Annotated in this window: 11 protein-coding genes; 3 read left to right on the top strand and 8 right to left on the bottom strand. The window is 55.6% G+C overall.

What is annotated here, in order from left to right; all coding sequences use genetic code 11:
• Positions 1–66 precede the first annotated feature (66 nt).
• The 3 genes from ACRBCU_RS15425 (at position 67) to ACRBCU_RS15415 (ending at position 2,902) form a co-directional block, all read left to right on the top strand.
• Complete coding sequence (locus tag ACRBCU_RS15425) at positions 67–1,068, top strand: TRAP transporter substrate-binding protein (protein WP_431366285.1); 1,002 nt, start codon at positions 67–69, stop codon at positions 1,066–1,068.
• A 71-nt stretch (positions 1,069–1,139) separates the two neighbouring features.
• Positions 1,140–1,643 carry a TRAP transporter small permease gene (locus tag ACRBCU_RS15420; protein WP_431366284.1) on the top strand — a complete coding sequence of 168 codons (504 nt, stop codon included), beginning with the start codon at positions 1,140–1,142 and terminating at the stop codon, positions 1,641–1,643.
• Positions 1,643–2,902 carry a TRAP transporter large permease gene (locus tag ACRBCU_RS15415; protein ID WP_431366283.1) on the top strand — a complete coding sequence of 420 codons (1,260 nt, stop codon included), beginning with the start codon at positions 1,643–1,645 and terminating at the stop codon, positions 2,900–2,902. Before ACRBCU_RS15420 ends, ACRBCU_RS15415 begins: the two co-directional genes overlap by 1 nt.
• Before the next feature lie 131 nt (positions 2,903–3,033).
• On the opposite strand, the gene ACRBCU_RS15410 is transcribed toward ACRBCU_RS15415, so the two are convergent.
• The 8 genes from ACRBCU_RS15410 to ACRBCU_RS15375 all read right to left on the bottom strand — a co-directional run bounded on the left by ACRBCU_RS15410 (position 3,034) and on the right by ACRBCU_RS15375 (position 14,571).
• Positions 3,034–4,080: a siroheme synthase gene (locus ACRBCU_RS15410; RefSeq protein ID WP_431366282.1), complete on the bottom strand. Its 1,047-nt coding sequence runs from the start codon at positions 4,078–4,080 to the stop codon at positions 3,034–3,036.
• Complete coding sequence (locus tag ACRBCU_RS15405) at positions 4,077–5,018, bottom strand: glycosyl transferase family protein (protein ID WP_431366281.1); 942 nt, start codon at positions 5,016–5,018, stop codon at positions 4,077–4,079. The genes ACRBCU_RS15410 and ACRBCU_RS15405 overlap by 4 nt, the downstream gene beginning before the upstream one ends.
• Positions 5,015–7,594 carry a molybdopterin-dependent oxidoreductase gene (locus ACRBCU_RS15400; RefSeq protein WP_431366280.1) on the bottom strand — a complete coding sequence of 860 codons (2,580 nt, stop codon included), beginning with the start codon at positions 7,592–7,594 and terminating at the stop codon, positions 5,015–5,017. Before ACRBCU_RS15400 ends, ACRBCU_RS15405 begins: the two co-directional genes overlap by 4 nt.
• Positions 7,591–7,938, bottom strand: a complete 348-nt coding sequence (gene nirD, locus ACRBCU_RS15395; RefSeq protein WP_431366279.1) for a nitrite reductase small subunit NirD — start codon at positions 7,936–7,938, stop codon at positions 7,591–7,593. Before nirD ends, ACRBCU_RS15400 begins: the two co-directional genes overlap by 4 nt.
• A complete protein-coding gene (gene nirB / locus ACRBCU_RS15390) occupies positions 7,935–10,364 on the bottom strand; it encodes a nitrite reductase large subunit NirB (protein ID WP_431366278.1) in 2,430 nt (809 codons plus the stop codon). The genes nirD and nirB overlap by 4 nt, the downstream gene beginning before the upstream one ends.
• The gene (locus tag ACRBCU_RS15385; protein WP_431366277.1) at positions 10,364–12,049 is read right to left on the bottom strand and encodes an ABC transporter ATP-binding protein; all 1,686 of its coding nucleotides are present in this window, start codon (positions 12,047–12,049) and stop codon (positions 10,364–10,366) included. Before ACRBCU_RS15385 ends, nirB begins: the two co-directional genes overlap by 1 nt.
• Positions 12,050–12,055: 6 nt before the next feature.
• Entirely contained in the window at positions 12,056–13,129 is a 1,074-nt protein-coding gene (locus ACRBCU_RS15380; RefSeq protein ID WP_431366276.1) for an ABC transporter permease, read from the bottom strand.
• A gap of 74 nt (positions 13,130–13,203) precedes the next feature.
• Positions 13,204–14,571: a CmpA/NrtA family ABC transporter substrate-binding protein gene (locus tag ACRBCU_RS15375; RefSeq protein WP_431366275.1), complete on the bottom strand. Its 1,368-nt coding sequence runs from the start codon at positions 14,569–14,571 to the stop codon at positions 13,204–13,206.
• Between the last annotated feature and the right edge of the window lie 124 nt (positions 14,572–14,695).

The raw sequence follows: 14,695 nt of genomic DNA, 5'->3' as shown, positions 1-14,695 counted from the left end.
GCGAGGCTGCCGCTCCCTAGCATCAAAGGCAGAAATACAGCCCGAACTGGGCATCTGGGAGGAAAAATGAAATACTTTACAAAACTGACGGGCGTAGCCCTTTCAGCAGCGCTGACGTTCGGCGTTGCGGCTGAAGCAAAAGAATTGCGCCTCGGAACGATCACACCTGACAAAACCATCTGGGCCAAGCAAGCCCGCGGCTTTGTTGCGAAGGTTGAGGAACTTTCAGGCGGTGAGCTAACCGTGTCCTACTTCGGCAATGCTGAATTGGGCACAATGGCCGACACGATGAAAATGACCCTCACAGGGCGTTTGGACATGTGGCTTGGCGCGGTTCCAGCGCTTGGTGCCGTTGCCCCAGAAATGTCCCTGCTCTCGCTCCCATATCTGTTCGACTCCCCCACGCAAGCAGGCTGCGCTGTGGCGAAGATCATGGAGCCTACACGCGCCGCGATTGGTAAGAAGTTCCACCTTCTCGGCTTCTCTGCCGTTGGCACACAAAGTATCGGTGCAAAGGAAGAATTCCGCACACCGTCCGATCTGGCCAATATCAAAATGCGGACGGCGCCATTGAAAACCACCATGACATTTTTCGGCTCGGTCGGCGCAAACCCTGTGCCTTTGGCAGCCGCTGAATCGACTGCTGCGCTGGGAACTGGCCTTGTGGACGCGGTTGATTTCGCACCAACATTCTATGTTGCGACTGGTGTAAACAAAACGGCACCTTACTTCATTCCGACACGCCACACTTACAACCTTGGCGGTCTAGCTGTCTCAACCAAAACATGGGCCAGCCTGACCGAAGGCGAGCAGAAGATTCTCTCTGATGCTTGGGCTGCGGCAATGCCGCTGGCAGAGGTCGTTGCACAAGTAGATGGTTTCGAGGCCAAGATGCTAGGCGCGCACAAAAAGAGTGGCGGTACAGTTGTCGATCTGAGCGATGAAGAAATCGCTTTGTGGAAAGCGGCTGGCCTTGCGAGCTGGGACAAGATCTTGCCAGAGATGCGGGGCGATGCTTCGGGCTATCTGGCGACGCTCCAGAGCGCCAAAGAAGGCTGCGCGCCCTAAACGGGCCATACCCAATTGCGGCCCTGCGATAGTGCTGGGCCGTTTTTGACTGTTCTGGGGAGAACGCTGCTATGAAATCTCTGGCCAAATCTCTGATCGACTGGATTCTTCGGATCGAAAAGTGGATCGCCGTGACAGCCTTCGCGCTCATGCTGGGCGCGCTTGCAGCGGACGTCATCGGGCGTGAATTTTTCGGACATGGCATCTTTGGGGCCGTTAAATTTGCCGTCTACGTCTTGATCTATTGCGCGATGGCAGGATTTGGCATTGCGACAGCGACAGGCAGTCACCTACGCCCTAGGTTTCTCGATAATGCAGTCCCCGAGGCCTTTACTTCAGCAGCATTGCGCTTGGGTCAATTTTTCTCAGCAGCTATTTTATTAGTCCTCGCCTCTGCTGGCCTAACATTCGTTGGCTTCGGCATGATGCTGCAAGAGCGCGACGTGACCCTTGATGTGCTGATTTGGCCAGTCCAACTGGCCATTCCAATTGGCTTCGCGCTCTCAGCGCTGCGTCATATCGTTTACGGAATTTGGCTTGATCTTATGCCAGCAACAGCAGCGGTGGCAGAATAATGGGATATCTTTTGATCGCAGCCGCTCTTGTTTTGCTCGCATTGCGCGTGAACCTTATACTCATTTTGATGTTCGTTGCAGGTTATGCCCATTTGGTCTGGGGCGCTGGGCAACTTGACTACTTTATCCAAGACGTCTGGTCCGCAATGGACCGCGAACTGGTCGTTGCGGTGCCCCTGTTCATTCTTGTCGGCTCTGTGATGAGCCGCGGCTCGATCGCAAAGCGTCTAGTCGATGTTATGATCGCGATTACACGTCCTATTCCCGGTGGTCTTGCCGTGGCAACGATACTGAGCTGCGCTGTGTTCTCGGCCATTTCAGGCTCGTCCATTGTGACCATGTTAGCGGTCGGCTCGGTTCTTCATCCTGCGCTTGTGGCAAACGGGTATTCCTCGCGCTTTGCGATCGGGGCGCTTATGGCTGGCGGTACGCTTGGGATCATCATCCCACCGTCAATCCCTATGATCATCTATGGTATCATCACAGAAACCTCGATTAGCGCTCTGTTCCTTGCGGGTATTGGTCCGGGCCTTTTGTTGACGCTCGTTTTCTCCAGCTATGCGATCGTGATGAATCACCACATCCCGCGCCAACGTTTTTCAATCGCCGAACTCGCCAACGCCATTTACAAAGGCATACCCGCGCTGATGATGCCAATCATCCTGCTTGGTGGGATCTATTCGGGCTATTTTTCACCGACAGAGGCGGCCGCAGTAGCGCTTGTGTATGCCATTACAATTGAAACTCTGTTCTTTCGTGAGCTCAAATTTAGCCAGTATTTCGACATGACAATCGATGCCGCAAAACTGGTGGGCGCTCTTTTTCCGCTTATCGCCATTGCGGTAAGTATGAACCTTTTAATTACCGAGCAGCGCATCCCTCATGAAGTCATTGGCTTCCTCACCGAGCGGATCGATAGTCAGACTGGCTTTATTCTACTGACAAACGTGATCTTGTTGATCATGGGTTGTTTCATGGATACCGCGTCCGCGATCACCATTGCTTCGCCGCTACTTAAACCCATCGCTGAAGCTTATGGCATCGGTTCAACGCACCTTGGGATCATCGTTATCCTCAATCTGGAGATCGGCATACTGACGCCGCCTTTGGGGCTTAACCTGATCGTTGCGATGACTGCGTTCAAAGAGAGCTTTGGCAATGTCTGCCGCGCAGCGCTACCTTGGGTCGCTCTAATGATCCTTTGCTTGTTGCTGGTGTCCTTCCAGCCGTGGATTGCGATGTACTTGGTCGGCGGCTGACAGCGCAGCGGTTTTAGGTTGGTTTAAAAGTAACCGTCGCTTCGCTCGTCTTGCATCCAAGCGCTCGTTTTGGGTGCACCTAAAGATGCGGCCCAAATGTGCTGGACCACTTCAACCACCCTGTCCCCTTATCAAACCGCTCGACAGAGTTTCGCTGGACGCTCCTGAGTGGTGCTTGAAGAAGCAATGGCTGGTACGACTTCGCAATCCAACCCGTTGGCCATCAATGTCTCTAACTCGCGTGAACCGCGCGCAAAACTTGCAGGATCGCCTTCAACAAGGTGTACAACACGCCGACCTCGGTTGACTTCGGCAACGAGTATGCCGGCCAACTTGTTTTCTGCAAACGCATGTGGACCGTCTGCTGCGTTCACCGAAACCCGCTCTGCGTCACGACGCGCGAGATCCAGAATGCCAGCGTCAACCTTGGCGTCAAAATAGATGACATCTGCTTCCTGAAGCCTTTGAATTCCACGCAAAGTCATCAAGTCGATAGCACCGGGTCCAGTGCCGACAAGGCTAACAGATCCAGCGAGTTGCGCGCCAAAGCTCTTATTGTCGATAGCGCTTTTGATCATTTCCGCAGCGGCGCGCTCTGCCCCACGTGCATGTTTCGCACGAACAGGCCCTGCAAAAACCCAGCGCCACAAATCGCGGCGCTCGCGCGGAGCAAGATGCATCGCAGCGCGCGCGCGCAATCGCCCTGCAAGAGCGGCCAGATCACCCAAACGTGGTTCAAGCATTTCTTCTATGCGTGTCTTGATCTGACGGGCTAGCACCGGCGCCGTGCCTTCGGTCCCGATTGCGACGACAACAGGCGAGCGATCAACAATGGACGGCGTTAGCGCATCGCACAAATGGGGCTGATCCACGACGTTCACAATCGCGCCTGCCGATTTGGCCAGAACCTGAAGGCTCGCATCTGCGGCGCGGCTGCCCGTTGCGATGAAGACCAGCGCGGTGTTTGCGAAATCAGGCGCTGTGATCGGGGAGCTGTGCCATTCAATTTTCCCTTGCGCGTGAAGGTCGGCAAGCTCTGGATCAAGCACGGGTGCGAGCATACGAATGGTCGCCTCCGTTTTCAGGATCAGGCGACATTTTTGAGCGGCCTGTTCGCCGCCACCTGCGATAACAACGCGGCGGCCCTGCATTTGCAGAAACATCGGGAAGGCTTTCATCCTGCTCTCCTAGAAATTGGGTTGCGTTGGTTCCAAGCCTCTGTTGCTAAATGCAAAGCTTGCTGGTGCGTTGTGGCCGTACCAAGGGTCCAGAAGGCCAATGCTGCGGTTCCGATGACTGTCGCCTCTGCGAATTCATCGCGTGCAGCGCCGGACCATAGCGCAGCTAAATCAACGTTCATTTCAGGTTCATGCAAGCGGCGTGTCGCGTTGATGAGAGCTGGCGCCTTCTCATCAAGCTCCACGCCATCTCGAAGCCCGAATACTGAGATGTCTTTTGTCGGGTTTCGCTCAAACTCCCCGCCACCACCTTTGATGACAGTTAGGTTTTGATCGCCAAGCAAGGCAGCCGCGCGCGACTGCAATCCACGGTAAGACGGATGAAAAACGCCTTGAACCGTTGCGCGCGCGCCGGACGGGTTCCACATGCGCAGAACCGTATTGATGCAACTGCGAAGGCCAAACGTATCGCGTAGCTGAAGCAGATTAAACGCAGCAGAATTGAGCGTTTCGAGCGGATGATACGTCACGCCATCGCCCTCCAAACTCAAAGTGCTTAACGCGGCCCGCACATCTGCCATCCCGCTTTGATGTGAATTCCATCCGTGCAAGCAAACGTTATAGCCCGCTTGTGCCACCAGTTTCGCGGACAACAAAAAGAGCGGCGCGCCGCGTGTGCGCCCCGCGGAATAACAGGGCCAATCCAGATCAGCCTTAGGCACAGGTTTAGTCGTATCGCGCAAGGCTTGTGTGAAACCCGCAATTTCCGTGTCTGTCTCGCCGCGCAGGCGCAGCACCATCAAGAGCGCGCCGACAGCTTCGGGCGCAGCCTCACCTGACAAGATGAGGGACATCGCTTGTGACGCTTCTTCTTGCGTCAGGGGGCGGGCGCGCCCTTTGCCCTGAGCAACGATACGAACGAAGGTGGCCAGCGTCATTCGGCAGCCATCGGCAATGGAGCAAATTTGAGAAGGTTTTCAAGCTCCGGCTTGCAGGAACCGCAATTTGTACCAGCGCATGTGATCTCACCAAGCGCATCGACGCTATTCGCGCCTGCATCAATCGCCGCGCGTAGGGTGTTCACTCCGACGCTGTGACAGGCGCAGACAATTGCGCCTGGGTCGGGTTGATCCGCGCCGCCGCGACCCGCCAGCGCTTTGAGAGCAGGCGTTGTCGTGCCAACCAATGAAACCAGATGACTGCGCGCCAAAGACAGCGGTTCAGGGCCTGCAAAGAACAGCCCGATCAACTGGTCCCTATCATGGAACGCAACACGCGTTTGCCCGCTGCTGGCGTCATGCATGGTAGAGGCTGTATTTGGCGAAAGCGACAAGAGATGCGCCGCCGTTGCCTCCCAATCGCGTGGCTCAGATTGACCTGCAAACTCGCCCTGCCAGCCCGTCAAAGTGCGCGCAACAGCGGCATATTCACAGTCCGGGTACATCTGATGAAGCGACACGCCATAGCCAAACCAAGCGGCCTCATATTTCTGCGCGCTCACTTGGTTTCGCTTTGAAGCGGGCTGGCCTGAAAACGGATCGACCACAGGCTTTGCGAGCGTGTTGATCCAACCTGCACCGCTTTGTTGGCGGGTCCAATGCATGGGCGCAAAAATTTGGCGCTTTGCTGTGCGCTCGGTCACCAGCGCGCGCAGAATGGAGGTGCCAAAGCTGCTGGAGAGTTCGAGCAAATCGCCCGTGATGACCGCAAGCTGCGTCGCATCGCTCGGATGAATTTCTGCGTAAGGCTCAGCCAAATGCGCACCAAGACGCGGAGCCTTGCCGCTGCGAGACATCGTGTGCCACTGATCGCGGTTGCGCCCGGTGTTGAGGGAAAATTCGTCGCGCTGCATTGGCTTTGGCGCAACAATGGGGAGCATTTTGGCTTTGCCATCTGGGTGATAGAACTGCCCATCCGCGAAGAACCGTTTGCCGTTTTGGGGCCACTGCGTGGGCAGCAAGCCCGCGTAGTCGGCATCGGCAAAAATACTCAGGTCCAGATCGCGCTCAATATCCTGTGTTGCATTTGAAAGCGCCACGTATTCTGCGAAAACCTCTGCGGGAGAATTGAAATCAAAGGCCGCGCCCCAGCCCATGCGCCCCGCGACTTGGCACATGATTTGCCAATCAAGACGTGCTTTGCCCGGCGCTGGTAGAAAGGCACGTTGACGCGAGATGCGGCGCTCTGAGTTGGTGACAGTGCCATCCTTTTCACCCCACCCCGTCGCGGGCAAAAGAACATGTGCAAGATCACCCGTATCGGTGCGCGCGTTGATGTCAGAGACGGCCACAAACGGCACGTTCTGGATCGCTTTCGCGACACCGTCTGCATCTGGCAGGCTAACCGCGGGATTGGTGGAAATCACCCAAAGCGCCTTGATCTGCCCATCAGCGCAAGCCTGAAACAGATCGACCGCCTTTAGTCCTGCTTTGGGGGCAATGGTCGGGCTTTGCCAAAACTCTTGCACGCGCGCGCGGTGCTCTGGGTCTTCGATATTAAGATGATTGGCGAGCATATTGGCCATGCCGCCCACCTCTCTGCCGCCCATCGCATTGGGTTGGCCCGTCACGGAAAATGGACCGCACCCCGGTTTGCCAATGCGGCCCGTCGCAAGGTGGCAGTTGATGATCGCATTAACCTTGTCGGTCCCGCAGCTCGACTGGTTTACGCCTTGCGAGTAAACGGTGACGACCTTCTCTGTCCCCGCCCAAAGCTTGTAGAACTGCTCTAGCTCGCTTCGCGAAAGGCCGCTTTCCAAAGGATCGCCCAAACGCGCTTGCGTAACAGCTGCGCGCCGCCCTTTAACATGCGCATCAAGATATGCGCGATCAAGCGCGTCAGTATCGGCTAAATGCGCCAAGAGACCATTGAACAGCGCAGTATCGCCATCGGGCAGAATGCGAAGGTGCGTGTCCGCAAGCGCAGACGTTGCTGTTTTGCGAGGATCAACGTTGATGATCCGCAACTCTGGCCGCGCTTCTTTTGCTGCCGCAATGCGTTGGTGCAAGACAGGGTGGCACCACGCGAGGTTGGAGCCGACGAGCACGATTAGATCGGCTTCTTCGAGGTCCTCATAAGTGCCAGGAACGGTGTCTGTTCCGAATGCACGTTTGTGCCCCGCGACAGAGGAGGCCATGCAAAGCCTTGAATTCGTGTCGATATTTGCGGTGCCGAAATAGCCCTTCACCAGTTTATTGGCGACGTAGTAATCCTCGGTGAGCATTTGTCCCGAGGCATAGATCGCGACGCTATCAGGGCCATGCTCGCGAATGGCTTCCGAAAACTTGGAGGCCATCAAATCGAGCGCCTCGTCCCATTCGGCATCGCGCCCTTCGATTTGCGGGCTTAAGAGCCGTCCATCCAAGCCAATCGTTTCACCAAGTGCAGAGCCTTTTGAACACAAGCGCCCAAAGTTAGCCGGGTGCTCAGGATCGCCCTTGATTGTGCCATCTGCACCCGCAAGAATGCCGCATCCGACACCGCAATACGGGCAAACAGTGCGGGTCAGGCTCATGCGACGGCCCTTTGCATTAGAAACTCAGCGTCGAGCAAGATGCGCCCCGCTTCGACTTTGGCAGGATAGGTCGCGACTTGGCCCTCATCCGCGCCCTGCGCTTTACCTGTTTCGAGCGAAATGACCCAGTTGTGCAGCGGGCAAGTGACTGCTTTGCCATGCACGATCCCTTCGGCCAATGGTCCCTGTTTATGCGGGCAAGCATTGTCCAGCGCATAGACCTCATCCGCGCCAGTGCGGAATACAGCGACGCAGCCGTGCACGGTTTTCACCAGACGTGCGCCGCGCTGTGGAACGGCATCAAGCGCCGCGATATCAATCCAGTTTGTTGATCGGGTGCTCATTCTGCGGCCTCCAAAGTTAGGTTGGCAAGGGGCTGATAAGTATCGGCTTTTTCAACGTGCTGCGCCCATGGGTCTTTGCGATAGATGGTTTGCGACAGATCGAAACGCGCCACGAGTGCTGCGCGCACCTCAAGGTCGGCCATCTGCTCTTGGATCCATCCAAGGCCAACTTTGCCCATCCATTTGTAGATACGATCAAGGTATTTGGCGTTCTCGCGGTAGGACTGCGTGACTGCTTTTACGACATCCATGACCTCCTCTTCGCTCGCCACTTGGCAAAGCAATTCAGTTTCGCGAACGTCCATCCCAGCCGCGCCGCCGATGCTGATCTGATAGCCGCTATCGACGCAGATGATGCCGATGTCTTTGCACGTCGCTTCGGCGCAATTGCGCGGGCAACCAGATACACCGAGCTTCAATTTATGCGGGGTCCAAGACCCCCAAAGCGCCTTTTCCAGCTTGATGCCGAGGCCAGTGCTGTCTTGCGTACCAAAGCGGCAATGATCGGTGCCAACGCAGGTTTTCACGGTGCGCAGGCCCTTGGAATAAGCGTGACCTGAAACCATGCCAGCCTTGTTCAGATCGTCCCAGATCGCAGGCAAGTCTTCGCCCTTAACACCCAGCAAATCGATACGCTGACCACCTGTGACTTTCACTGTTGGCACCGCGAATTTATCCGCAGCGTCCGCGATTGCGCGCAGCTCGTCAGGCGTGGTGATGCCGCCCCACATACGCGGAACAACGCTGAACGTGCCGTCCTTTTGAATGTTGGCGTGTTTGCGTTCGTTGATGAAACGCGATTGCGGATCGTCTTGGTACTCAAGTGGCCAATCAGCAAGCAGATAGAAGTTCAACGCAGGGCGACACACATGGCACCCGCAGGAGGTCTTCCAACCGCATTCCTGCCAAACCGCAGCCATTGATTTCAGCTCTTGGCTCTTGATCATGCGCCGCACATCTTCGTGGGTCATATCCGTGCAACCGCAAACCGTCGCCGCCGCTGGAATTACAAAATCGTCCCCTAGCGTGACCGCGAGAACCTGCTCGACCAAACCTGTGCATGTGCCGCAAGACCCAGAGGCTTTTGTCGTCGCGCGAATGCCGGCTAAGTCGGTTGAACCGGCTGCAATTGCGTCCTCGATTTCTCCTTTGCAAATGCCGTTACAGCCACAGATTTCCGCATCACGCGGCAACGCTGCAACGGCTGAGAGCGGGTCCGAGGGGGCACCCCCTTGATACGCCGGACCGAAGATCAGCGTTTCGCGCATATCGGCGATATCAGTCTTGTCGCGAATAAGGCCAAAGAACCAATTGCTATCGGCTGTGTCACCATACATGACCGCGCCAACAATGGTGTTGTTTTCCAGAACCAAGCGGCGATAGACGCCGCGCGCAGGATCGCGGAACACGATATCCTCGCGCCCTTCACCCTCGGCAAAGTCACCTGCGCTGAAGAGATCGCAGCCCGTGACTTTCAACTTGGTGGATAGCTCCTTTTGGACAAATGTCGCCTCTTCCCCGAGCAGGGTTTTCGCGACGACTTTCGCTTGATCATAAAGCGGCGCAACGAGGCCAAAGATCGCGCCGTCATGCTCGACGCATTCGCCAACGGCCAAAATGCTTTCATCGGATGTTTGCATCTGGTCATCCACATGGATGCCTTTGCCAACAGCCAAACCAGAGTCTTGTGCAAGCTGGATATTCGGTCGAATGCCGACCGCCATGACAAGCAAGTCACAAGGCAGCTCAGTGCCATCATCAAGCAAGAGCGCTTTTACCTTGCCGTTCTCGCCCAGAATTTCCTTGGAGTTGGCAGAGCATTTTACTGTGATGCCTTTATCAATCAGAGCCTTGCGCAGCAAATAGCCCGCAGCTTCGTCCAACTGACGTTCCATCAAATGGCCCATAATGTGAATGACCGTGACGTCTACACCGCGCGCAGCCATGCCAGCGGCGGCCTCGAGACCGAGCAAGCCACCACCGATAACAACCGCTTTGTTATCTGCGCCAAGGCTCATCATGCGCTCTGTGTCTTCAAGATCGCGGTAGGCGATGACGCCCTCAAGATCGTGACCCGGAAGTGGGATGATGAACGGATTAGAGCCGGTTCCAAAGAGCAGCTTGTCATAAGAAAGCACATCGCCGTTTTCGGCTATGACCGTCTTAGCCGCGCGGTCCACGCTGACAATCTTTTCGCCAAAACGGCAGGTTACGCCATTCTCTTCATACCAATCAGAGGTATGAATCACGATGTCCTCGTAGGTCTTGTCGCCAGACAAAACAGGGGACAGCATGATGCGGTCATAGTTGCCACGTGGCTCTGCGTTAAAAAGTGTGACGTCGAAATCGCCGCCTGCTTTTTTGAGTTGCTCGAGCGCGCGGCCAGAAGCCATGCCAGCGCCGATGATGATCAGTTTCTGGGTCATTATTTTGCTGCCACTGCTGTTTTGGTTGCTGGTTTCGGTTTAGGCTTTGCGCCGTGCTCATATTCCTCAAGGAAATCGAGAACCTCGGCGCGGTATTTGTAGTAATCAGGGTGCTCAAGCAGCGCCTTGCGTGTGCGAGGGCGCGGCAGTTTCACATCGGTGATTTTGCCAATTGTCGCTTGAGGGCCGTTGGTCATCATCACGACGCGATCCGCGAGCAAAATGGCTTCGTCCACATCATGCGTTACGCAGACAGCGGTCACTTTGGTACGGGACCAAACTTCCATCAGAACCTCTTGCAGCTCCCAACGGGTGAGGCTGTCGAGCATGCCGAAAGGCTCATCCAGGAGCAGCAATTTCGGGGACAAAGCAAAGGCGCGCGCGATGCCGACGCGTTGCTTCATACCGTTGGACATGCTGGAGGCTTGCTTGTCCATGCTGTCCGCAAGGCCAACACGTTCGAGGTAATATTCGATCACATCCTGACGCTCAGCCTGGCTGGCTTTGGGATAGACCTTATCCACGCCAATCGCGACGTTTTCTTTGGCCGAAAGCCATGGGAACAGGTTGGGCGATTGGAACACAACTGCGCGTTCAGGATCAGCGCCCTCAACGTTCCAACCATCAAGGCGGATCGCGCCTTTTGAAATCGGGTTAAGGCCGGCAGCCATGGTCAATACAGTGGACTTACCACAGCCAGAGTGGCCGATAAGGCTGATGAATTCGCCCTTGTTCACCTTCAGATCGAAATCTTCAACCACCGTCAAAGGCCCCTTTGGGGTCGGGTAGATTTTGTGGAGCTGCGAGAAAGTGAGATAGCGTTCTTCGATGCCGCCCTCTTGGGCCTTGGCAACTGCGGCTGGCACGGAATGGATCGGCGTCACACTTGGTAGATTGCGTGTTTCTTCAACCTTTGCCGCGATGCCAACGTCCATCAGATAGTTCGTCACCTTGACCCGTAGCGCCTTGAAGCCCGCATCATCATTCATTGCCGCACGGTCGCGAGGGCGCGGAATATTAACTGTGATCGGTTCAGCCAGCGTGCCATCGGGGTTCAAAGGAATGATGCGATCCGCGAGCAGGATCGCTTCGTCCACATCATTGGTGATAAGAATGCAGGTCTTCTTGTCGGTTTCCCAAATATCCAGAATTTCGTCTGCAAGATTGGCCCGCGTTAACGCATCCAGCGCGCTCAGCGGCTCATCAAGCAAGAGCATCTCAGGGTTCATTGCTAGCGCGCGCGCAACCGACACCCTTTGACGCATTCCGCCAGAGAGTTCCGCGGGGCGACGCGTTGTGGCGTGGGATAGACCCACCATACCAACGTAGTGATCGATCTTTTCCTGACGCTCCGCCTTCGACAACTTGGGGAACACTGCATCAATCGCAAGGCCAACATTTCCGCCGACCGTAAGCCAAGGCATGAGCGAGTAGCTTTGAAAGACCAAACCGCGCTCTGGACCCGGCCCAGTGATGGGCGCGCCTTTGAACGTGACGCTGCCAGTATCGGGCATTTCAAGACCGGCGATCAGGTTCATTAGCGTGGATTTCCCTGTGCCGGAAAATCCTAGGATCGCGACGAACTCACCCTCTTTGACGTCCAGATCAATGTTCTTGAGAACATCATTGCGGTTGGTGCCCTGACCGAAGCCTTTAGAGACGTTTTCGAACTTTAGAATGCTCATGATGACCTACCGATTGTCTGTGAAGGTGAACATGGATTGCAGCGCAAACATCACACGATCGAGCAGGAAGCCGATGATGCCGATGGTGAAGACCGCGACCATGATTTTGGCGAGCGATTGTGACGATCCGTTCTGGAATTCATCCCATACGAATTTGCCAAGACCCGGGTTCTGCGCGAGCATTTCAGCGGCGATCAAAACCATCCAGCCCACACCAAGGGAAAGGCGAAGACCTGTGAAAATGAGCGGCAAAGCGGAGGGTAGAACCAGTTTGGTGATCTTGGAATAGGTGTTCATTTTCAGAACCTTGGAAACACTCACAAGGTCTTTGTCGATGGAGGACACACCCAGCGCTGTGTTGATAAGCGTCGGCCAGAGAGAGCAGAGCGTTACAGTGATTGCAGACACGAGGAATGACTTGGAGAACATGCCGTCGTTGGTCACATAGACCGCGGAAACGATCATCGTCACGATAGGCAACCACGCGAGCGGGCTAACAGGTTTGAACACCTGGATCAGCGGGTTGATCGCGGCATTCGCGGTCGGGGAAAGACCCGCCATAATGCCGAGCGGAATGGCGATGAGCGACCCGATCAGAAAGCCAAAAAAGACGGTGGTGATCGAGGTCCAGATTTGCTGGTAATAGGTCGGCTTGCCCGTGTAGGTGCGCTCTTTGACCTTGTCTTCTTTGCCCTCTGCGATCAGCTTTGCGTTACGCTCATCCTGGCGCACATAGAAGGCCGCTTCCTTTTCGCGCTCGCGCACGGCGTCGGCGTTTAGGTTGACGGCCTGTTCCCAAACCTGCGCAGGGCCGGGAATCGCGCCGAGCGATGTTTGGACCTTGGGTGCCAAGGTGCCCCAAGCCACAAGGAACACCAGAATGGCCAGCACCGGAACGCCAAGCAGGCGCCAGATTTCAGACATTTGCGCGCGAGGATTATCCCCTGCTGCGGCTTTCAGAATGGGCGTTATCCAGCCAAGCCCAAGGGCTTGAAACCAACCATCGGCCTTATTGATCCGAGTGAATAAGCGGGCGCGGCGTGCCTCGGCGTTCATTGTTTCTGGGTCGATAGCGGTCATTGGGAGTAGCCTATGATCTGGAGAAAAGGAGTGTTACCCGCCCCGCATCACTTGCGGGGCGAGAGAGTTAAGCGTTAGCCTTGAACTTCGGAGCCGACGATTTTTTGCTGACCTTTGAGGCCGATTGGCAGGCTCTCAAGGTAGGCGTTTGGCATGCGGCCATCGTAGGGAATACCGTCGATGATATCTTCCGCAGGCGTTGGCGCTTTGAAGCCATCAGAGTCCCATGGGAAGTCGGCCTCATTCGCCAATTCCTCATCCACCAGCATACGTGCGGCGTTCAGGTAAATATCTGGGCGGTAAACAGATTTCGCGGTTTCGATGAACCATTCGTCTGTCTTTGGCTCGGCAATCTGGCCCCAGCGGCGCATTTGGCTCAGATACCAGATCGCGTCAGAATAGAACGGATATGTCGCGTTGTAGCGGAAGAAGACGTTGAAGTCTGGGACTTCGCGCACGTCACCTTTTTCGTACTCGAATGTGCCTGTCATGGAGTTGGCAATCACATCCGCATCCGCACCGACATATTCAGAGCGCGCCAGAATTTCGACGGCTGCTTCGCGGTTTGCGTTGTCGTTTTCATCCAGCCAGATCGCCGCGCGAATGAGCGCTTTGGTCAATGCGATGGTCGTGTTTGGGTTCTCTTCTGCAAACTCTGCGGAGATGCCGAAGACTTTCTCTGGGTTGTTTTTCCACAGCTCATAGTCTGTGACGACAGGAACACCGATGCCTTTGAAAACGGCCTGTTGGTTCCATGGCTCGCCGACGCAATAGCCAAAGATTGTGCCCGCTTCCATTGTGGAGGGCATTTGCGGCGGAGGTGTCACAGACAAGAAGATGTCCGCGCCGATCTGGCCTGTCACATCTTCAGGGGAATAATAGCCCGGCTCAAGACCGCCAGCGGCAAGCCAGTAGCGCAATTCGTAGTTATGCGTGGAGACAGGGAAAACCATGCCCATGTTGAATGGAACGCCTTGGTCTTTGTAGTCTTCAACCACAGGCTTGAGCGCTTCGGCGCTGATCGGGTGCTGTGGGCGACCGTCATCCATCAATGGAACATGCGGTTTCATCTGCTCCCAGATGTCGTTGGACACTGTGATGCCGTTGCCGTTCAAATCCATGGAAAATGGCGTGATGATATGCGCTTCAGTGCCGTAACCGATGGTTGCTGCAAGCGGCTGGCCCGCAAGCATATGCGCGCCATCAAGCTGACCGTCGATCACGCCATCAAGCAGAACCTTCCAGTTTGCCTGCGCTTCCAGCGTTACAAACAGACCTTCATCTTCGAAGTAGCCGTTTTCATAAGCAACGGCCAAAGGGGCCATATCTGTCAGTTTAATAAAGCCGAATGTTAGCTCGTCTTTCTCGAGATCAAGCGTCTCAGCCATAAGAGGGCTAGCGCAAAGTGCAGTGGCTGTTAGCAGCCAATTTACTGTTTTCATTTTTGTCGTCCCTGTGGAAACGCAAAAAGCCGCACGACTGAGACATGCGGGAGGAGGTGCATGCACAATCGAGCGGCTTTGCTCTTAAATACTTTGGCTGGCGTCGTTGCTAGCCGAACAGGCA

Source organism: Planktotalea sp. (assembly GCF_050633725.1).
Classification (GTDB): Bacteria; Pseudomonadota; Alphaproteobacteria; order Rhodobacterales; family Rhodobacteraceae; genus Planktotalea.
Note: the sequence above shows the minus strand (reverse complement) of the source record. Positions and strands in the feature narration are given on the sequence as shown.

Coding starts and splice junctions, on each gene's coding strand:
- ACRBCU_RS15415 (WP_431366283.1), top strand. CDS start 1,643: ATGGGATATCTTTTGATCGCAGCCGCTCTTGTTTTGCTCGCATTGCGC.
- ACRBCU_RS15425 (WP_431366285.1), top strand. CDS start 67: ATGAAATACTTTACAAAACTGACGGGCGTAGCCCTTTCAGCAGCGCTG.
- ACRBCU_RS15410 (WP_431366282.1), bottom strand. CDS start 4,080: ATGAAAGCCTTCCCGATGTTTCTGCAAATGCAGGGCCGCCGCGTTGTT.
- nirB (WP_431366278.1), bottom strand. CDS start 10,364: ATGACCCAGAAACTGATCATCATCGGCGCTGGCATGGCTTCTGGCCGC.
- nirD (WP_431366279.1), bottom strand. CDS start 7,938: ATGAGCACCCGATCAACAAACTGGATTGATATCGCGGCGCTTGATGCC.
- ACRBCU_RS15380 (WP_431366276.1), bottom strand. CDS start 13,129: ATGACCGCTATCGACCCAGAAACAATGAACGCCGAGGCACGCCGCGCC.
- ACRBCU_RS15385 (WP_431366277.1), bottom strand. CDS start 12,049: ATGAGCATTCTAAAGTTCGAAAACGTCTCTAAAGGCTTCGGTCAGGGC.
- ACRBCU_RS15400 (WP_431366280.1), bottom strand. CDS start 7,594: ATGAGCCTGACCCGCACTGTTTGCCCGTATTGCGGTGTCGGATGCGGC.
- ACRBCU_RS15405 (WP_431366281.1), bottom strand. CDS start 5,018: ATGACGCTGGCCACCTTCGTTCGTATCGTTGCTCAGGGCAAAGGGCGC.
- ACRBCU_RS15375 (WP_431366275.1), bottom strand. CDS start 14,571: ATGAAAACAGTAAATTGGCTGCTAACAGCCACTGCACTTTGCGCTAGC.
- ACRBCU_RS15420 (WP_431366284.1), top strand. CDS start 1,140: ATGAAATCTCTGGCCAAATCTCTGATCGACTGGATTCTTCGGATCGAA.